The sequence below is a fragment of the Enterobacter cloacae complex sp. 372C4 genome (genome assembly GCF_050030615.1).
Lineage (GTDB): Bacteria > Pseudomonadota > Gammaproteobacteria > Enterobacterales > Enterobacteriaceae > Enterobacter > Enterobacter intestinihominis.
Window position 1 is genome coordinate 21,752 of record NZ_JBLGUQ010000002.1, and the last position, 21,192, is coordinate 42,943.

The 21,192-nt window shown below is 42.8% G+C and carries 17 protein-coding genes; 16 read left to right on the forward strand and 1 reads right to left on the reverse strand.

Annotation, left to right across the window (positions count from 1 at the left end):
• Positions 1-389: 389 nt before the first annotated feature.
• The 9 genes from ACQG11_RS23175 (at position 390) to trhN (ending at position 12,927) form a co-directional block, all read left to right on the forward strand.
• Positions 390-842: a hypothetical protein gene (locus ACQG11_RS23175; protein WP_015063118.1), complete on the forward strand. Its 453-nt coding sequence runs from the start codon at positions 390-392 to the stop codon at positions 840-842.
• The gene (locus ACQG11_RS23180) at positions 832-1,266 is read left to right on the forward strand and encodes a hypothetical protein (protein ID WP_022652166.1); all 435 of its coding nucleotides are present in this window, start codon (positions 832-834) and stop codon (positions 1,264-1,266) included. Before ACQG11_RS23175 ends, ACQG11_RS23180 begins: the two co-directional genes overlap by 11 nt.
• A gap of 2 nt (positions 1,267-1,268) precedes the next feature.
• Positions 1,269-1,826, forward strand: coding sequence for a hypothetical protein (locus tag ACQG11_RS23185; protein WP_022652167.1), 558 nt, complete (start codon positions 1,269-1,271; stop codon positions 1,824-1,826).
• A gap of 121 nt (positions 1,827-1,947) precedes the next feature.
• Entirely contained in the window at positions 1,948-6,246 is a 4,299-nt protein-coding gene (rsp, locus tag ACQG11_RS23190; RefSeq protein ID WP_040113304.1) for an IncHI-type conjugal transfer protein RSP, read from the forward strand.
• Positions 6,247-6,524: 278 nt separating this feature from the next.
• Entirely contained in the window at positions 6,525-7,037 is a 513-nt protein-coding gene (gene trhF, locus ACQG11_RS23195) for an IncHI-type conjugal transfer protein TrhF (protein ID WP_015063122.1), read from the forward strand.
• Positions 7,024-8,532 carry an IncHI-type conjugal transfer protein TrhW gene (trhW, locus tag ACQG11_RS23200; RefSeq protein ID WP_015063123.1) on the forward strand — a complete coding sequence of 503 codons (1,509 nt, stop codon included), beginning with the start codon at positions 7,024-7,026 and terminating at the stop codon, positions 8,530-8,532. Before trhF ends, trhW begins: the two co-directional genes overlap by 14 nt.
• Before the next feature lies 1 nt (position 8,533).
• On the forward strand, positions 8,534-8,665 hold the full coding sequence (locus tag ACQG11_RS23205) for a hypothetical protein (RefSeq protein ID WP_022652169.1): 132 nt from the start codon (positions 8,534-8,536) through the stop codon (positions 8,663-8,665).
• Between the two features lie 11 nt (positions 8,666-8,676).
• A complete protein-coding gene (trhU, locus tag ACQG11_RS23210) occupies positions 8,677-9,732 on the forward strand; it encodes an IncHI-type conjugal transfer protein TrhU (protein WP_022652170.1) in 1,056 nt (351 codons plus the stop codon).
• 18 nt (positions 9,733-9,750) lie between these two features.
• A complete protein-coding gene (gene trhN, locus ACQG11_RS23215) occupies positions 9,751-12,927 on the forward strand; it encodes an IncHI-type conjugal transfer protein TrhN (protein WP_015063125.1) in 3,177 nt (1,058 codons plus the stop codon).
• Between the two features lie 28 nt (positions 12,928-12,955).
• Here trhN and ACQG11_RS23220 read toward each other — a convergent pair whose 3' ends face one another.
• A complete protein-coding gene (locus ACQG11_RS23220) occupies positions 12,956-13,828 on the reverse strand; it encodes a hypothetical protein (protein WP_015063126.1) in 873 nt (290 codons plus the stop codon).
• Positions 13,829-14,010: 182 nt separating this feature from the next.
• Between ACQG11_RS23220 and trhI the strand changes: the two genes are divergently transcribed.
• The 7 genes from trhI (at position 14,011) to ACQG11_RS23255 (ending at position 21,170) form a co-directional block, all read left to right on the forward strand.
• The gene (trhI, locus tag ACQG11_RS23225) at positions 14,011-15,819 is read left to right on the forward strand and encodes an IncHI-type conjugal transfer helicase TrhI (RefSeq protein WP_015063127.1); all 1,809 of its coding nucleotides are present in this window, start codon (positions 14,011-14,013) and stop codon (positions 15,817-15,819) included.
• Between the two features lie 373 nt (positions 15,820-16,192).
• Positions 16,193-17,068: a hypothetical protein gene (locus tag ACQG11_RS23230; RefSeq protein ID WP_015063128.1), complete on the forward strand. Its 876-nt coding sequence runs from the start codon at positions 16,193-16,195 to the stop codon at positions 17,066-17,068.
• 58 nt (positions 17,069-17,126) lie between these two features.
• A complete protein-coding gene (locus tag ACQG11_RS23235; protein WP_022652171.1) occupies positions 17,127-17,504 on the forward strand; it encodes a hypothetical protein in 378 nt (125 codons plus the stop codon).
• A gap of 60 nt (positions 17,505-17,564) precedes the next feature.
• Positions 17,565-18,551: a hypothetical protein gene (locus ACQG11_RS23240; protein WP_022652172.1), complete on the forward strand. Its 987-nt coding sequence runs from the start codon at positions 17,565-17,567 to the stop codon at positions 18,549-18,551.
• 59 nt (positions 18,552-18,610) lie between these two features.
• Positions 18,611-19,663, forward strand: a complete 1,053-nt coding sequence (locus ACQG11_RS23245; protein WP_022652173.1) for an ATP-binding protein — start codon at positions 18,611-18,613, stop codon at positions 19,661-19,663.
• Positions 19,664-19,701: 38 nt separating this feature from the next.
• A complete protein-coding gene (locus ACQG11_RS23250) occupies positions 19,702-19,971 on the forward strand; it encodes a hypothetical protein (RefSeq protein ID WP_032610391.1) in 270 nt (89 codons plus the stop codon).
• Between the two features lie 71 nt (positions 19,972-20,042).
• Positions 20,043-21,170 carry a DUF3150 domain-containing protein gene (locus ACQG11_RS23255; protein WP_015063132.1) on the forward strand — a complete coding sequence of 376 codons (1,128 nt, stop codon included), beginning with the start codon at positions 20,043-20,045 and terminating at the stop codon, positions 21,168-21,170.
• The last annotated feature ends 22 nt before the right edge of the window (positions 21,171-21,192 follow it).

Sequence of the window (21,192 nt, forward strand, 5' to 3'; positions counted from 1 at the left end):
CCAACTCAAAAACTCATTATGAACCTCTTTGGTTGTTTCAGGTCTAACCAGTTTGTTTTATGAAACCTAATTTTAGTTATGTATACTACTAAAAAAAAGGTGGTTTAGCTCCTGTTTATGGTTGTTCGTTTGCACGATTTAAGAACAGGTGTTAAAACGGGTACAGATTTGTCCTAAAGTATTGGTTGAAGTAAGAAATATCTTACTAAAATTGGTACTTATTTATTATTTTATGTAAAAAATCTCTATGCTTTACTGGTCAAGTTAGGTTTTTTTGTTACCCTAGCACCCTATGATCCTAAGAGTTTCTGCCGTGCAATCTGGATGAGCGTAAAGAAACTAACGGCATCATGTGTAACTGTTTGATTATTATAATGAAGGCTGACTGAATGTTATCACGCAACTCACTAATACATGGTTTACGTCGAGATCAGTTAATCGAAGTTCTGTCTATTTCTGAATTCCCAGTTGTCCTGGTCGAGAATCCCTTCATTCAGCCTGAATCAACGGGCAAAAAACCTGTAATTTTTAATATTGATGAATTTCATGTTTCTATCGCTCCAATTTCCTCCCTTAAGTACGACTGGGAATGGGCTCCAATTGATACAATACTCATCGAAGTGGTCATTCCACCTGCGGAAGCAGACCTCGTAAGCGCCGAGAATGATTTTCTTCGCGATGCGGGTATTGGCCATATTCAATGCGAGCCTGGTGGTGTATCGATACGCCGTACAGTGACATTTGTTGGTGGTATCACCGCCGACAATTTGCTGTATCAGCTTAGGCTTATGTGCGTGAGTGCTTTACACCTGATTGGAGAGGAACTGGAGGATGAAAGTTAATTACAAGAAACTATTACCTCTTGTAGTGCTCGGTTTAACAATTGCGGGGGCTTACTCGCTTTTCAACGCAAGACCGGCGGAGCCCGACTTGTACGATTTTACTGGCAAAGTTCTTAAAGCCACGTCTGTTTTCCAACCCTGTGATAAAGAATCCACACCTTCGTTAAACGTTAAAATTGCAGATAACGGAAACATACATATCAATGGTGTTGCATCAAAAGTTACTTTTGTTGAAAAAGTTTCGCCTGATGAAATTTCTGTTAAGTGTGCTGGGTTACCAATCAAAAATGCTCGGCTTGTGCATACGAGCTCTTACACCATGATAATTTCGGAAGGAAAAGGTGGTTTTGTTATTTCGGATTTGATACGCATCCAGGATAATGAAGTCATCTCCGGTATATGGTTCTTTAAGAAGAGAGCATAGCAATGAAAGAACTGGAAGCTATTGGAACGAAGGCTCTACGGGCTAGGGTCTTCAGCCAGTCAGTGGCGATGGCATTTGAAGTGAACGTCGACATAAGTCGGTCTGCTGATAATTCAGCCTTCATAAGCGAGGCTGAAAAATATTACCTTACTCTCCAATTCGCCCCTCCGGCTGACAATAGAGAATATGGGTGGAATTCAGAGGGAAGTATTCTCATGAAACTATCCCAAAACGAAGCCATGGCGCTGGCTTCTGTCTTCCTGAGAATTAAACCTACACTTAAAATTGAAAAGAGAAAAACCACGCATCGCACACACCAGGCTTACAAAAATATCACTATCGGCCCAAATGACCGTGGGGGCTTGTTAGTCACGTCAGGCATTGTTCCGGTCGAAAGGGGTTCATTTAAACCCATAAATTATAATCTTCCCGTAACGCAAATGGATTGTGTTTCAACAGGACTTTTTTTGCTTGGATTCTTGACGCTTAAGATGCCATGGGTATCCTCAGAATCGATAATAACTGCTCTGCGCCTTTCGGAGTCGAAAAGCTGTCAGTGAGTTAAAAATCTTCAATTTTTAGCAAAAAATTAATATTTTTTTTTCCTCTTAACGAACAAGATTTCAGATTTTTTTATCGTAGAGTAATTTTAATTCTGCGTAAAAAAAACAGGTGTTCGTCATGAGAAAATCAGGTTTATGTTTAACCCTGTTGTTTTCTTTAATTGCCTCGATTAAGTCGGTACATGCCGAGGCAATTATGATTTCCGGAAAACTCCAGGCTGATATGCCTGCCGTCACGTTTAATCCCGGCCCGGGCGATTTTGTTGCATTCGTAAACAATAATATAATTACTGCCTCAGGCTCTGGAACCGCATGTAATGTGACGGTTGATGATCGTGCGACATCAACGGTGGATAATCTTGTCTGCTTCTTTGAGTGGCTTCCAAATAGCTCTGGATTTACTGCTAACGGGTTCACGTTAACCGGGATTCCAAACAGCTCAGGAGACCTAAAACTCCCTTACAAAATTTCCTATTTTTCCGGTACAGAAAGGCAAAAAGTAGAAGTAGTGAAAGGGGAGTATACAGTTAATGCTCTCGTACCGGTTAAACCGACGATCACCGGCCTAAAGTCGTCTATGAATGGGCTGGTTCAAGAGGGTTACACACTTAAATCTTATATTAAGGATGAAGTGATCAGGAGTTTTGCCGTCTCAGTAGAACCCCGCAATTTTGTGCAATATATTTCTATCGGATCGGGTTCTGCCTGTGAAGTCCCTATTGGTGGGACCAGTTGCACGATCGATGTAGGAAGTATTAAAGTAAGTGATTCGGATTTATTGATAGGTTCACGGGAAATAACTGTCACCGCTAATTCGAAAAATAATTACTTTGCCCCTCCTGAAGCGCAAAAGCTTACGCTGACCTGGGACTACCGTCCTCCTGTTGTTGACCATACTCTCTGGAATTTCACTGATGAAGCTAAAACTATCAGTATTGGCGGTCAGCAAATCTATACCGGCGCTAAAACGGTAGCTGTAGCCGTCAAAGTGCCCCAGGAAGAGACTGAAGGCGAGTGGTGGCTACCAACAGCTATGACGCTGACGATGGTGCCGGACGGGGTTTTCAAGCCGACAACAAAAGTAACTTTGGATGACGGTACGGTTATCGACTTTAAGCAATCCTGGGTAACACCGATACGGCGTACCCTCCAGCCCGTGAGCGGACCCCAGAAGGTCGGCGATGAGTATCTGTATATCTTTGACTTAACAGACCTGACGAATGGCTCTTATGCCGCCACGTTCACTATAGAGAATACTAGCAAGAATACGTCTACGTACAATGAGCCCGAAAGCAAACTGATGCTTTCTGATAACCCCACACTCATGGTACTTAAGGATGGGGCAGCGCTGGCAAAACGAGCACCTGTTTATTTCTTAAATGAAATTATTGTTGCCGCATTCCAGGGGCAGGCCGGGGTTGCGGATATTAAAGCCGTTACTATCGATAACAAAGTTGTTGAACTCACCCCAACGAACTACAAAGGCATTTATTATCTGCCGGTGGGGGATGATCTAGATGTGAATGCTGACCACGAAATCACAGTCGTGGCGGAAAACCTGTATGGCAAGATTGTGACATTCAATACCACTTTCACGTATCAACCGACAGGGTTTGCGCTTAAAAACTTAGAAAAAGACGTCACCTTGTATTCTCGCGTTCGGCAATATACCGATCTGATGAGTCAGACAGCCGGTGATAAATGCACTCTCTTTACTACGGAAGAGAACGCGCAGGCTTATCTTGAGTGGTATGGCGGCAAATCTGATATCACTGCCTGTTACCCTCAGTGGAACAATGTACCGGACGGGCTTGAATTTTACTTTAAAGGCAGGACGCCAGGACTTACGGGGTTCTTCAATAAAACTGGCGAAAACCTGCTCGATTACCAAGTCTATATGATAAACGGTAGAGGCTCTAAAGCTGTGTCGGCCAAATACCGCCGCGTATTGACAACTCAACTGCCATATAACCCAATCCTTACTTACAAGAAAAATAAGTTGGTAACTGGGATCAACCCTAACACTGCACTAGCGTACACGACAGGTGGGGAAGCTGCTCGCCTCTTGGCAAAAGTGGTACCTGCTGATGTGACAGTCTATGTTTCGCAAAACGGGGGTGAGAACACAAAAACGACGTTTAAAAACCGTTCATCAAACAACGATGCAACTACATTCGTTCAGCGTCTGAAAGTAGCCGCAGCCCCACTGTGGACGAAAAATGTATTCGACATTGCTGTAGAGTACTCGAAGGACCCGACAATGCGGACCGCCGATACACTTAACGTGTATACGGTCCCCGACTTCAGCATTCGGGCTACGATGGAAGTCGAAGACAAAAAGACGGCTACTACAATGGAATTACCGTTGAAGGTGTCAGTTGGGCGCTATAACAATTCAACTCGCAAAAGCTCATTTAGCCGGACGACAATGGGTGACTGGGATGTAACCATTTACGCTCAGAAAAGTATCTATGGTAAAGATCCAGAAACAGGCCGTTTTAAAACGACGTATGAACGTACCCCATTAACCGAGGCATTGCCGGTGAATGATGCCGGGGTAGTCGAAACAAAAATCAAAATCGAGAATATGGACCTTGGGAACATGCGTCTTGTCGGGATAGCTAAAGTCCGTTCGCCTTTCGCTGATTTTGAATTGACCCGGGAAACAAGTGCGGTCGGCATACGTGTGTATAAGGGTGAAGAGCTGGAGGGTAATCTCTCAAAGAGCCTGATTATCGGCCGTATCCCGCTCAGTACGCTTGTGAACTTCAAATCGGCCAGCACAGCTAACTCTGATGCGCTTGCTCCTACCGAGTGGCAGGAGTCGTCAGACAATGGGCAGACATGGACGATGCTTTCGGACATGACTGGGAAGAGAAGTATTTCAATCAGAAAAACTGACGTCGGTAAGTGGCTCTACAGGGCCAAGATGACCAACAAGTTTACGTCAAAAGTGTCTTATAGCGACGTGCTGACAGTTGTAACGTACAAACAGCCTAAGCTAAGTATTGATGTTGCGGAAATTCTTGAAGGCGATGATTTACCAGTCTCGTTGCTGGATAATGATGAGCCGATTCCGCAGGGTACGGCTGAAGTAATGTGGTCGGAAGATAAAATTAATTGGGTCGCGGGTGACACTACCTATACCGTGACTGCCGCTGAGAAGCTTCCGCCAACTATCTACGCCCGGATGCGCTATCTGGATTCAGACGACCTGGCTGAAGAGTCCTCCTGGAAAGAGACGTCTGCGCGGTTAACGGTCGCTAAACCCAAGCGCCTTTCCGTTTCAGTGAGCAGCATTTCAAAGGTAGAGGTGGGAAGTAAAGTTACTTTAGATGGTAAATACTCCAACCCGAACAGTCGGTACCAGAACGGAAATGACGTCATTGAAGAATGGACTGCCCCTGACGGACAGAAAATCAGAGGGCCTAAGTTGTCGATGACGCTGACAGAGGAGATGCTGGATAAGCAAGGCTATGCGGCATTTACATACAGTGCATGGCTCGCTGACAGCAAGGAAAGTACCATTTCCACGCGGAAAGTATCGATTAAGTCCTGGGTGTATAAGTTCCCTGAAATGAAAGTCAGTACGAAGCTAAAATACACTATGGCCCCGTCGACCTTACACGTCGCCCTGACCGGAATAAAAGACGGTGACTATCCGGGAGTAACTTATTCACGGGAGTGGATCTACGATAAGGAAAATATCTCCATTTCAAAAGATGAAGGAGATACGAAAGAGTTTGCAATTGCGAAGCCGGGTAAATATACGTTGATGATCGTTTTCCGCGATAACCGTAATAACGAACAGCGTATTGAAAATACCTTCGTCGTCGATGAGCAAACTCCGATGACTGTTGAAATGACCCCAAAATTCTCTAATAAGTTCATGAGGGCTCCTCTTGATGTCACACTAAGATCTAATATTAAACTGGCGCACTCTGCTGACAGTATTGATACGGTGACGTATAAAGTAAATGGAGAGGTTGTCCAGGGTAGTAAAAACTATTGGGCTCAGGGAATTCCCGGTCTTACTGAGAAAAAATATGAAATCACGCTGGATGTTGTCAGTAAAATGGGACAGCGTGGTACAGCATCAGTAGATTTTGATGTTGTAAAAAACGCCGCTCCGCAATGTGTGCTAAGCCATACAGAATCCAATATGAGCTGGAGTTTCACAAATAAATGTGTCGATACTGATGGCAAACTGGTTCGTTATGAATGGTATATCAATGATGAACTAAGGAATGTTTTTGGCAGCACTGCGACACTATCGAAAAATCTTAATCGTGGGAAGCAAGATATCCGTGTAGTCGCATATGATGATAGTGGAGATTCAGCAACACAGCGCACGGTCGTATATGGCCCAGATGAGGAAAAATCAAAGGCTGTAGAAACAACTGGTACATCGCAGTAAGACAAATTTATGTACTGAAATAGAAGCCGGGACAGTAATGTCCCGGCTTTTTGTCTTTGGTCTTTTGAATTGATTTCGTCGGAAAAGTTACTTTGCATGAACGGTGATACAAGTCTCATGAATCACCAATCAATGGCAATAATGAAAGAAAAAGAGGGGCGTAAATTATCAGAAATAACTGGCTTTGTAGAAATAATGACGGTCCAAAACATGGATAATAGGTATTAAGGTAATGTAAAAATTAGTCCTTTGGTTCCGGTATCTGAGAGAAGCAGGTTATGAGCGAATACATACCTAAGAAGCGTGGGTTACTGAGTTTTGATTGGTACGTGCCGATCAATTTGGCAATTCTGATACTGGTACTGGCCATCTTCTTTACTCGATTTACATTTGGACATGGGCTATTAAATGGTTGTTTACCTGCTGATTTTTACATGATTGACTTGAAGGATAAATCTGTCAAGGCAGGAAACATCATTGCATTTCATATGCCAAAATCAGTCCGATTTATACGTGAAAATGAGAAGGTTATTAAAATTGTGGCGGGGGTAGGCGGAGATCGCCTAAGAGTCACAATGGATGGCGTTTATAACGGGAGCAAGTTTTATAAAGCTAATGCCAGACGTATTTCAATGAAATACAACATACCTGCTGAGTCTATTGAAAGAGAATTAACTATTCCGAAAGGAGAAGTTTTTTTAATTGGCCAAACGGATCACTCATGGGACTCACGATTTTGGGGGCCGGTTAAGTTGACTTCAGTTATTGGGAAAACATATGCGATCTATTGAATTAAAAACAACGATTAAGCCTCTGGCCACCTGCCTGGCGTTTTACGCCTTGATGTCCACCGCTACGGCTAGCCCCCAGTATCAACAGGTTGCTGACGACATTGCTAGGCAAGCTCAAGTATTGGGCGCTCAGTCAACGCCGCCGGAAACAGCAGAAGGCCCGCTCTCGTCAGGCTCTCTGGATTCTCCGGATGTCCAGAAGTACGTCCGCCAGGCTGAAGCTTTGAAGCAAAACAGGGACATCAGTCAGCCAACGAATCGGGGCTATGTACCGGGTATGAATGCTGACAGTGTGCAGGCGGTTATCGATCATACTCAGGCTATACGCGCTCAGAATAATAATTCTGAAGCAGTTAATGACATTATTCGCAGACGTGATGAAATTCAGGGAAATATTCAGCTGAACGACTCAGCACTGAAGTCTGTCGAAAATAAACCAGAAGTAATGCGCAGCCAGTCGACGAATATCGAAAAAATGTTTGGTACCTCAGGGATCACCGCCGCTGACTTCGAACGAAAAATAGATAGCAGACGGGAAGAGGTGCTTTCGACAGAAAACGGTATCACTATCTTTGCGTCATTTAGCCTGCCTGATTACGTCCTAGAAGATCTACTCCGTACCGCGTCACAAAATAAGGCGAGAGTGGTTTTTAATGGTCTGAAGAAAGGCACGACGCGTCTTCCGGAGACTCAGGCTGCAATCAATCAGTTGGTGGTGAAGGGGAAGTTTGACTCTCCACTGATTACGATTGACCCTGATGCGTTTGACCAGTACCAGGTCACGCAGGTCCCGACAATTATCTCCCGTGAGGAATCCCGATTCGCTAAAATGGTCGGTTCGTTTAACGTTGATTTCTTCCAGCGAGAACTGGCCAGAAATCCCGATCAGGATATTTTACCTAATGCTGGTACGACCTATCCGGTCGAAGAGAAAAGCATTATTAAAGAGCTCGAAGAGCGAGCACAAAAGTATGACTGGGAGGGCGCCAAGAAGCGAGCTGTTGCAGACACATGGAAGAACCAATTCATGGTTAATCTGCCTCCGGCTCAGGAGCACAAGGAATGGTTAATTGACCCGACTATCAGGGTCACTCAGGACGTGAAAGATAAGCAGGGCCGCGTCATTGCTTCTGCGGGCGAGCTGATTAACCCGCTGAGCAGGTTCCCGCAGAACCTCACCATGATAATTTTTGACCCATTGAATCCGGGGCAGCTTGATTGGGCTGAGAAGCAATATCGCCAACTTCTTGGCAGCGGACAGGTTATGCCGATGTTTACGCGAATTAAACAGGAAAATGGTTGGGACCATCTGAATGATCTGCGCGAGAAATTTAACGGGAAAGTATTCAAAGTCAATGAGCAAATTATTTCCCGCTTCCAGATTAAAAACACTCCAGTGTTGATTTCAACTGAAAAAGATAAATTCCGGATAACGCAATTCAGTGAAGCTGAAATACGTGGTGTTGGAGAAAAAATCTCGGCAGAGGAGAACTGATATGAAGATCGGATTTATTTTAGGGGCGCTGCTGGCCACATGGCTGACTCTGAATTACCCGGACCTGATGAGAGAGTATTTCAACAAAGTGGTTACGTATATGGAAAGCGTGACAACATTCATTACTAAATAGTGAGCGTGCCGGTGAAGAAGCTAAAAAAGTTACTTTTGGAAATTTTGGTTGCTGTCATGCTGTCATTTTCCCTGCCTGCAATGACCATGGCCGCAGATACCGGCGTCCCGGGAGCAATGTGCCAGTCAGCTGGTGTGTGGCAGGGACTAATCAAAAATATCTGCTGGAGTTGCATCTTCCCGATGCGGATCATGGGAATTGGTGCGGCACCTGAAGGTGCCGCACCCTCACGCCCCGGCTGCTATTGCACAGACCAAAATGGGATACCAGAAATCGGATGGCAGTTAAGTTTTTTCCAGCCAGTTAAAATCGTAGAAGTAGTGAAAAGCCCATGGTGCAGCCCATTTTTGGAGGGAACCATGTTGCAAAAATCACAGTTCGATATTGGCAAGAGCAATACTAACCAGCCTATGACTGCTACAGAAGCCGGATTCTACGACGTACATCTCTGGGAATTCCCGATCATGACAATGTTGAAATTGCTGATAATCGGTGAATGTACAGCAGAACCTTATATTGATGCCAGTCTGACGTATATCAGCGAAGTTGATCCAATGTGGGAAAGTGATCTGTTGACGCTCGTGCTGAACCCCGAAGCTGTGGTATTTGCAAACCCTATTGCCTCAATGGTATGTGCTGCTGACTGCGTGGCAGTGACTGCCGGAAAGGATAATTTGGCTGCCTATTTTTGTGCCGGTTGTGATGGTAACTTGTACCCGCTTACAGGGCACGTCTATGCGAATGATGATGCCGTCAGAACCAGTTCCCTTATTACACAACGACTACTAACTAAGTTACATCGGCAAGGAATGCTAATGAGAACAATGGGAGCAGATGCAATGTGTGAGAAAACATGGGAATACTTCACTCCTCGTTCACAATATAGACTTTCAATGCTTTACCCAACGCCAGAAGCTAAAGGGCCTGATTGCTGCCATAGGCTTGGTGACTCCGTACATGATTGGTCAACGCTGAAAGGTGGACGAAAGAAAATAGGCATAGATAATTATGTCTATATGCTATGGAGATATAATGACTGTTGCGTGCGTTTTAATCCCGGCGCTTAATTGCAGGAGGCTTTTAATATGAAAACTAGGAAATTAATTGCTTCAACAATTATTGCGTCTATGCTCGCAAATACTATGAGTTGGGCATTTTACGTTTCGCTCATTAACATGGTTATGACACCAAAAATATACGCAGCTGATGCGATATTTGATCAGTTGGAAAACAATTTTGACCTTGCGAACCCCAACGCAAATCGAAATGCAACAACAAGTGCTCAGGATATTGTAGAGAAGTACAAGAATGCTGATTCCGGGGAAAACCTGAGCGGAAAAATATCAGATAAATATGTAGGTAAAGCAGATTCAATAAACTTAGACGTTGGGAAGTACGGGGCGCTGAACTCAAACGAAAGTGTTATGAGTAATGCTGCATCTGACGGCAAGTCGATCGGTAAGACCGTACAGTTACCGAGCATGACGGGCGGTACGATCAACTCTAATTATACGAAAGAGGGGGCAAAGTTACTTTCCAGAGACAGTAGCGGTAACATTGGTATAAGTAACAACACGAATACAACGGCAGGAACCAAAACCAGTACAGGAGAGCTATTCAGCTCAGAGCAGAAGCACAGTGATATTCAGTTTAATTCCGGTGGCCGGTATGGAGATGAGGATGGATTCATCAATGACATCAAAAATCGAAAAAGTCAGCTGTTTGAAGCGCAGAGTTACGATGGGGTTGCCTACCGTACACTGGTGAATGCAAATAAAGACAACCCAGCATCTAATATTAAACCTAACGACCCTATGTTCAATGCTGGCCGAAATGAAATTGGTAATGCTGTAGCCGGTACAGGCAACTGGCTACAGAGTTGCAATACGGAAACAAAAAAACAAACTATTACTACACACTATCCAGATTATAAAGAGTTTTACTGCAACTCACCCAAGAAAGATAACTTTAATAGTTGCACAATAACTCGTGATTTTTCCGTACCTGTTTATATCTCAGGTGGTAATGGTGATATGTCTATGTGCGGGGATAATTGTGTGAGGGTCTGGTTCGGCAGAAGAGACGACAACTATTGGAACGATGGAGTATATGACAACTCATTAACCTTAAAATTTCATCCTGATGCAAAGCTTGCAACTGCGAAAATAATTAATGCAGAGTGGGATGATCATATGAGGGTCACGCTTGATGGAACGCAGATTTTTGCTCACATAGATGGAGAATATAGAAGTAGCAATTATCCATCACCACAAGGGCCATGGGAGCTGAAAAAATCATGGAAGCTTGACAAAGTCTACGATATTACCGACCAGGTAAGAAACTCTGTATATCAGGAGGTGGACCGTGAAGTGACAATGGCGTCACGCGTTTGGGTAGGTGGCGGTGGGGAAGGCTATTTTGAAGTTGAGCTGACTTTTGAAAATATGAAGCTGGAGGATAAACATATACAGGAACCCGCAGGTTGTTTTGATGCAGTACAAACGCCGAATTCATTCTGTCGGTTTGACCGGTTTGTGAACATGGATGTCGGTACAAAGCGGCTCCCGGAAACTGTGCTTAAAATGGCCACACCGCTTTATAAAGGCGATACCGGGTTCTTAACCTGGAAAACAAACCTTGAAGGTTACTTCTGTGATCCCCTGGCGAAGGAAAAGCTGTGCTCATATGATGCGAAGGGAAACATCATGAAAGACGCCGCAGGAAAAGACCTCTGCTACAACTACGACGACATTAAAAATATGCCTGACGCTTGCGGCACATATAAAAATGATGCTGCGTGTGTGCTCGATACACAGACTTGTGCAGAAGGTTGGTTCGATGAAGGCACAAATACATGCTACATGTATGAGCAGAAATATACGTGTGACAGAGGTAAGGACGTCGTCAGAGAGGTAGAGTCACAGACTAACGCCTGTGTAGGTATGATCCCATGTTCTGGTGGAACATGCGAAACCGGCCCAAAAGAGGAAAACAATGATTTTGGGAAAGTGGCCGCGTACTCAAACATGGTTCAGTACATGCAGGGTGAGGCAAAATGCGAAGATCCCAACGACCCTAATTCCTGCTCCGTCTTTGAGGGGAAAGCAGAATGGTGCGGCAGGTCCGTTGGTTTTGTGAACGGGCTGGCCAAAACAGATTGCTGCGAACAGCCACAGGGTACCGCTGGCTCACTAGAGGCGATTATGCTGGCTGGGTCGATGATCCGAAACACGAACTGGACACGAGTGAATGCTCAGCTGGTAAGCTGGACCGGTGGGGAGAGTGGAACCTGGGCTTCAATGGCTAACTCGGTTGGTGAATGGACAGCATCGGCAGGTAAAACTGTTGGTCAGATGTGGAACAATGTCACCAGTTCGCTAACCAGCGTCTACGAAAATGTGGCCGGTAACCTTGGGCGAACAGTAGGTTCATCCACTGCTGGTGGAAGTGGTCAACTTGCTAAGGAGACAATGAGCTCTTTCGGGCTTGGTACCCTTAAGAAGATGGCCATGGAAAAAGCATATGACTTGCTTCCCGATACAGTAAGGGACTTCGTTTTTAAAAATGTAGCGACAACGGGTGGCGAAGTAGTCTTTTCAGCAGCAATTCAAAACTTTATGCTTGCATTAAATGTCATTGGCTGGATTTATACCGCATATCAAATAACAAAAATGTTGCTTGAAATGCTTGTGGCCTGTGATCAAAAAGAAATGGAAGCGTCTATTCATAAAAATCAGAAATCCTGTTTCACACTGGATACTGAACGCTGTGTTAAATATCTCAATATGGGATTTACAAAGAAGTGTGTTAAAAAAGCAACAGACATGTGCTGCTACAATTCAATGTTATCTCGCGTGATTATGCAGCAGGCGTATCCTCAACTTGGAATAGATCCGGTTGCTTCGAGTTGCGTTGGATTATCAATTAGTCAAATACAGAGATTAGATTTTGATAAGATCGATTTAACTGAATGGATTAACGATGCCGTCCAGGTCGGAGAAGTTCCTGATCAGTACGCTACATTCTCCGAGTCATCGATAACAGAAAATTTGCCATTTAAAAATGAAAATTACCAACTTCCATCCCAAAGAACGAAAGAATCAATGGGTGGTGAGGATAATATGATAAAAGCTAGACAGGAAAATAATCAGGCAATTAAAGAGGAGAATGTGGACTGTAGCTATCTACCACGGCCCGCGATTTGTGAAGTTGGGTCAACTTATGTAGACCCAATTACTGGGAAGGAATTACCAAAATACTAAATGTAGGGGCTGTAAAGCCCCTTTATTTTTATTTTGCTTTAAGAGTTTTTTCAGGGAAACCCTTCTGACCATATTCTCCTGCGAAAAGATAATAATCTTTACCGTTAATAGATGCAGCAACGCCACCTGGGGTAGTGAATTTTGGACTGTCAGAACGGAAAATAATACCTGAGAAGTTAGTACTAGATTCATTGCCTTTAAATGGAATGAATACGTAACGAACTACTGAATAATCACCGGCAGGTAGATTAAGTTGAGGGATTTCAGATCCAGACGCTGGGCGAATAACCTGGAAGCTGTACATGGACTTAGTCGGCATTACGTCGGCAGCTGGCTTTGAAGGGAGGTCGCAGGTACTCCATTTATTCATCACTGCCATATCAATCTTGCATGAAGCCAGAGCCGCACTTTGCTTCGAAGGATTGAACCCGAGTGCCACCTGTGACTCTTTGGTGTGATTATAAACATATGCAGCACCGGCACGTACTAAGCTTTCATCGTTATAAGGAAGTTTTTTAGGGTTCGGGACAAAGACGACGTATTGGTTAACCTGGATATATTCAGCGTCAGAGGAGCTGTACATTGATCCCAAACTCATAATACTTAATCCACTGAGCCCTCCTGTAACATAGCCCATAGAGCCACTAATTAGCAGTTTGGAAAGCAAGTTATCTGCATCGCCACCCGGCTGGACTGTTTCTTCATTAAAAGTAACGTCAAAACCGGCCAAAGAGTAAGCATTTTTGGCTACCGAGTCTTTAGAATTAGCATGCCAGTAGAGCCCATGAGTGTCGCTGTGCTGTGCAGAATTCGGGGTTTTACCAGCATCCCGGGCACAACCAACCAGCGATGCACTGGCAACAAAAGCAGAAACCAGAGATACAAAACGTTTAGTTTTCATTTGAGACCCTTCTTTGAATGATTTTTTTGTCTAGAAGCATTATTTCATACTCGTCAGTTTCTCAAACAACCAAAATGCAGAAAAAATGAAAAAATGTGAAGCGAACAAAAACCAGCCTTGTAAAGAAAAATCCCTCTAAATTAAATCGTATAATCAGTGGGACTAAATATTCAGAGGCTTTTATGGGTAAACCAACAGATGAGCAAAGGGTCATCATTGAAAATGCAAACGCAAATAATATGGTTATTGCAGCACCAGGGTCTGGGAAGTCATTTACGATGATCGAGGCTGTGATCTCAATCCTCAGGCAGTTCCCATATGCCAAGGTTGGAATGGTCACATTTACTCGCGCTGCAACAAATTCATTGGCTGAAAAGCTGAAAAGTCGGTTAAGTAAAAAAGACCAGGATAGGGTGCTGGTAAATACTTTCCACGGCTTTATCCGGATGCAACTGGACATGGTCAACTGGAAGGGCAAGATGCTGATTAGCTCGGCACAGCGTTCTGTAATTCATCGTGCGTTAAAGGAGTCAGGCGCGCCTTTCCGTTACCCGGAAGCTGAATTTGCTATTGATGCGATTGGAAGGGAAATGGATACAGACATCATTTCAGTTCGCCATACGCGTCAACAAATCCACTTGTTCAACACATACCAGGCAATATGTCAGAAAGACCACGTAGCTGACTTAAATGCACTCTCACGTTTTGTCGTGGGCCAGATGCACTCAGGAAAAATGCAGCCACTAAATTTGACGCATTTAGTTGTAGATGAGGTGCAAGACACCGACTCGATTCAGTATGCCTGGATCGCACTACATACAAGGGGTGGTGTTAACACGAGCATCGTAGGGGATGATGATCAGGCAATCTATTCTTTCAGGGCCTCCGGCGGGGTAAAAATATTCCAGCAATTTGAAAAACAATTCAGGCCAAACATATTTTATCTAAATACCTGTTTCAGGTGTGAACCAGAAATTCTTAAGGTTGCAGGGGCATTGATTGAAAAAAATGTTTACAGATACGTTAAGGATCTGCGTTCAGCTAAAAGTGGTGGTGGAAAAGTTAATTTCCGCTCATATGTTGATATGGATGAACAGATTCAAGGCATCCTCAATCTAATTAACCAAGACCCAAATGGCTGGGCAATCCTTAGCAGAGGTAATGCACATCTTGATCAGCTTGAAAGCCTCATAGAGCAGCCGGTTCTTCGTTATGGAGGCAAGTCCTTTTGGGATGAGAAAGAGACGAGCGACGTACTGCATCTGATGGCTTTCTTTCGGCAGTCCAACGATGTTCGATTAATGAAGAGGGTGCTGGCGCTTTTCGGTGAAAATGAAGAAGTTTTGGATCAAACAGCATTTAGCATGAAAGGGAGAAAAGTAACTTTTGGTGAACTGAGCATCCCAGATGCAAGTTCCCTGGAAACAAGAACACTTCACTCAAACTTCACCCGGTTTACACAGGAGACTCGGGATAAAGTTGAAATCGAAAAGCGCTTCGCAAATCTGATTAAATGGATGGAATTGTCATCAATAAAAATGAGGACTCAGAAAGGTTCACCTTCACTGACACGAATTGCGTTAGATACCTGTAAGCAATGGGCTGAGAAAAATGGCTGGCAAAACATGATAAATCGAGCTGCGGCGATGTGTTTGGGGCCTAAAAAGAAGGATGAGGAATATACGCCGGATAAAGTAGTTTTATCGACATTGCATGGTTCGAAGGGGCTAGAATGGAAAAAAGTCATTATTATGAGTTGCAATGCTGACCAGATCCCAAGCAAGAGATCAGTGGGGCAGGAAGCGATTGAAGAAGAGAGAAGACTTCTATTTGTAGGATTTACACGAGCAGAACAACAGCTGCATGTAATGTGGTACGGTGATCCGTCCTTCTTTTTAAGCGAATGCGCCGAAGAAAAATTGAAAGAGGCAGCGAATATGAGAATAGAATCAAATTTAACAGAAGAATTTTCCAATCAGTATTTACAATAATGACTCTATGTTGTATAAGAATATTGAGCTTTGTATTATCGCTCCCACATTTCAAGTAACTGACAAAAGTTACTTTGCGCATTAAGCGCGGATTCAGCCGTGAAAAGCGGCCAGCTTACTTAAGCTGCAAGGCACCACCGGCAAAATGTCACCTTTGTCGCTGGTGCCTTTCCTATGCCCGTAAAAAGGCAAACCGAATTTACCAAATCGTAACTAATTTAGCTCTTGATTGAGCTATTTTCGTTGCGTACTTCTAATGCCAGAAAGTATAAATCAGGCGGTTCATAGCTTACGGGAGATGAATGACAGGCTTTGCCTTTGTGTTGGAATATTCCATTATTCCTTCCTTCTTACTATATATAGGTGACCCCAAATGTCTAAAAGCAAAGCACGCAGTAAAGCCCTTCTTCTGGCCTTCGCCGATCTGATTCCGGATATGGACAAGGCAGTTAACAAGAAGTTATTGGAATCTCTGATTATTTACTCAGGGCATGATAATGACCTTATTGTTATTTTGAATGAAGACGGACCAACTATAATTGAACTGAACTCTTTAAAATCGGTTTCTATGCTGGCCCAAAAGCTTTCAGCTTTTTCAACTTATTATCATGTAGAAATGCAGCAAATTCATGTCAATCCAATTGACTTTGAGAAGGCTTATAAGCTACTCAAAGAAGCACCTGCAATTCCCATGTTTAAAACTTTAGCTGAACTGGATAAGTTTTTAAATGAAGAGTTTGAAAAGTATGGGTTGAACACATTCCTTGATGTGGATGACCTAGATTATTCACTCGATAAATCCAGAGAGTTAAAAAATGATCAGTTGATTGCCTGGGTTTCTGAAATTATTGTGAAGCGCGATAAATTAGCATTGCGTAATCGCTTTAATGAAGTGACAAAGGCACATTATGAAACTGTAGATGCATTGTATGCAGCCGTCCGTCCCTTAATGAAAGAATTAGGTTTTCCTGATGAACTCATGCTACATACCTTTAGTGAATTGAGCGTTTTCGATTCCAAAGGCTGGGACCATGCTATCAAATCTAAAATTGAATTTCTCACAAAACGAGAAGCGCAATATTTAGATGACAAAATGAAGGCAGAAAAACGGCAGTTAACAATTGATGAACTTTTGACTCAAGTCAATAGCGCTAAAACAGCTAAAGAACCAAGACCTTTTGGTCAGACGTTTTGTTTTGCTGTTCTTGGCATGATGTCATTGATGTTCATTGTAAATAAATTTATTTAATCCTGTTAAGGGGGAACCCTGACAGGGCTTCTCTTTGATTAAAATGAGGAGAGAAGAAATGTCACATCTTGAATATGTTAATGAAGTTAAAGTGTCCGGGATAGTTATCAGTGCAATGGAGAAAGAAATGACTGACGGTAACGTTGGGTTATTAATAAAGCTCAAAAACAGAATGAAGACTGAAATTAATGGTGAAATCGCTGAGAGAGAATTTTCTATTCAAATCAAAGTGTCACCAGAAATGTATTCAGGCTGTTTCACTGGTATAAATCAAGGTGATGAGTTAATGGTCTCCGGTTATCTTGTTGTGGATATTGTCACGTTGGAAGGGAGAGAGCACCCTCTTGACTACATGAGAGTCGTTGCAACAAGTAAGTTAGCTCACATACCTAAACCCCCCAAGGGTTTTGGGCAAAGTAGCTTTAGACAGATCTGACATTTAAACCACCCTAAAGGGGAGAAATCCCTTCATGGGAGATCTCCCTTTGGAGGCCCCATGAAACAAAAAATTAGCTCGACATCATTTATTGGTAAACAAATGGATTTTTTCTCTATATTCGATTTTGAAGAAGAGGAAAATGAAATAATACCCATAGTTGAGTCTCCGCTTGAATATATAAATAATGCAATAGCCCAAAAGCAAAGCATGCAATCAGAAGAAAAACATTCTGGCCCGGAACTGGTGCCTCATGTGTCGGATGATGTTGCATTGCTAGGTCATTGTTCCAAATTACTCAACAATCAAATTCTGCATGGAATTAGTTTTGCTTCTGAAACTGATTATCTCTTCACTTTAGAAGAATACAATGCAGAATTAGGTGGTCTGGTTATCGACTGGGCTCCTGAAGATGTATATCAGTTATACGTCGTCGCAATGGAAGAGTCGTTGGAAAACGTTAAATATCTTGTCTTTACAAAATCACTCTATACAACTGATGAATTCGGAAATATCAAAGTGAATCCGCTTCTTGAAGCAGAAACACGTTGGTATATGTCGCAGTCATTTGAGCTTACATGTGCCACTCATGGTATAGATGCTATTGAGTTTAGGTCAGAGCTTAAAAAAAGCTTGTATGAATACACGCACAGTTTTGAAAGTGAAAATGTTAAATTATCTCAATATCATCAGGATAAAGAGATTATTTTGCATGATTGTAAGGAAGATATGGGATGGGATATCTTTTTCGACCGTGACTATTTATTGGCAGAAAATAAACTGGCAGTAAAATGGACTGATCGGGATATAATGGATGTCTATTCTAAAGCATTTAAATCAACAATTAATTTGTTTGAAAAACTTGTCGTAAATAACAAGTTAACATTAAGGGATACATCAGGTTGGGTTATCGTAAACCCTACATTTGAGCGCCAGTTCGAATGGATTGAATCTGAAGTATTCGAAATTGTAGGGACTCATCTTGGTTACAACGTTGATGCTATCAGAAAACAGATGGTTACAGCGTGTAAGATGACCTTCAACTAATATGCCACTGGCAAACATCTTCCAGCGGGCGGTGTTTGCATTTTACCGGAGTTTTAAAAATGACTAACGCCGCAACTATATTAGAAACCGAAAATTCATTACTGGAAGAAAATATTGGTAATCTGTTACCCGCAAATGTTATATCTACAAAAGCATATGCGAATAAGGAACAATATTACCTGGTTAAGGCCAAAGATTTGTTTGGTATTCCTGAAATGTCCGAGGATATGATAGTTCCAGTATTTAAACGTTTATCTCCACATCGTGCAAACCTGAATAAGGATTATATACCGAATGCTCGTATACTTGAGCAAGTAGTACAATTGCTCGTAAGTAACGATATAGATTTAAGTGTATGCCTGAAAGGGGAGTCTGGTTCTGGTAAGACTGAAATGGCAATGTACATTAGCCATATGCTGAATTGGCCGCTAACCATAAAGCAAATCAACAGTAATATTCGTGCTGATGAACTTGAAGGTGAGCGTAGTCTCATTAACGGAAACACCAGTTTTGTGCCCAGCGAGCTTGTAACGGCGTTTCAGGAAGGCCACCTCATTCTTCTGGATGAAGTGGACAAGATTGACCCTGATACCGCCGCGAAGCTGCATATGCCTATAGAGCGTAAGCCCTGGTCACTAGCCGCCAACGGTGGCGAAGTGGTTAATGCCAATAAGTTTACGCGGTTTATGGGTACAGCAAACACAAACATGAGTGGGGGATCTCGTAAGTTCGTTTCATCACAGCGGCAGGATGCAGCGTTTATTAAACGCTTCCTGATTGTGGAGATGGAAAGGCCTTCAGAGGTTGCATTAACCAACGTTTTGCTTAAACGCTACAATAGCCTGCCTATGCTGGTAATTGAAAAATTCGTTTCGGTAGCCGTTGCAGTAAACAACATAGGAACTGAAGACAGTGTAATGGATATTCGTCAGCTTGTGGCATGGGTTGGAACGTCGATGACGTTAAAGACCATGTCCTTACTGGATACGTTTAAAATTGCTTTTGCGTCGGCTCTGCCTGCACATGCCAGTGGTATGGTGCTGGAAGCCATCGATTTAAAACTCGGTGACGATAAGAACCGTACAATGGAGTATTACACTGCAAAAAAGTAGTTATAGATGGGACGAGTTATCAGAAGGCTGAATGCCTTGTGACAGACTTTGCTCATCTTTCGTTTTACGGTTTTTTGAGTGCAGACGGGGATGAAACTTTCGCGATTGCACAGGAAGGAAATCAATATATAGGTCTTAAGCAGCACAATAATGACTATTCATTTATTTGTTATCAAGATTGTGACAAAGATATGGAAGCCATGATTAAGGGCCTTGAATCAAAAGGATTCATGTATCAAGGAAGTATTCAATCGACGTCTGTCGAGAGTGAATTTCCTGGAATTCTTTTAACAACACTTGAGAAGTAATAATCTTAACCCTATCGGGAAATCTTTCCCGACAGGGAGGTTTTCCCATTTTTTTAATCTGGAGAAAACCTATGACTTTCAATACTTCTAAACTTAATAAAGTTTCCGCTAAGCAAATCTGTGATAACTTTGTAAAAGCACATCCTGATTTGTTGGAAGGTGCTGTTATAACAAAAATCGAAATCAGTGGTTGTCAGGGCTCTCGGCGTACCGATAAAATCGAACTGTCCTATGGCGGCGATGATATAACGGACCAGAAGAGCGTGTCTAAAAGTGAAGTTCGCTGGATAGACATAAAGGCACTGAGTTTCAAAAGCACTATCACTAGTCGAATTTCAACACTCTGTTCACGGTTGTGTATCCGCTATAGCAATATGTGGATTTTGCCTGTCGAAAGAATGGAGGAGTTTCTGGAAGAGGCACAAGAAATTGAACGTGAATTTCAAGCCGGTATCCAGAATGTGGTTGATAACTATGACACTCATATTCAGGCTGAGAAAGATCGCAGTCCGTTGATGTCAGATTTAATCGACCAGTTGAAATTAACGAAAGATGATTTTATTAAATCATTCCGGTTTAATCTGGCGCATTTCATTCCGTTTTCACCGATTAGTGTGGAGGGGGATGAAACACAGGACTTTTATCAGGAACAACTGATAATCGATTTGGCCGATGAAGCTATGAAGGTTTATGCAAAAATCAGTAAAAATGATAATTTGCGTTCCAGCACGATTGACCGATTAAAACAGATGCAAGATAAAATCATTAGCTTTATGTTCATTCATAAAGAGGCGGTTGTTCTTGCAGAAGCTATCAAGCACGTCATGAATAATTTACCCAAAGGCGCCATTTCTTCTCCCCGTGATGTTGCGGTGTTAAAGCAATGGTTCTATTTCATGAGTGATGCGTCAATGCTGAAACGTATTATTTCTGGTGAGCAGAAAGTAACAGATTGGCTGGATTCCATTACCCGGTCATTCAATATTGATTCACAGGATAATACGGCTAACTCTCAGAATGCTTTTGAGGATGATGTTTTTTCTTCAGCAAATGTGTTCAGAGAAGATCCGCTTGAAGAAGTTGAGAAAAACGCAGTAACTGCACCTTTGTCTGCTGTTGTCCCTGAAGAAGATGTTTCCCTTCAGGCCAGTGGTAGTAATAGTGCTTTTAACAGCGAACTCGAACTGAACGGCTGGTGATTTAGTCTTGTAAAAATAACCC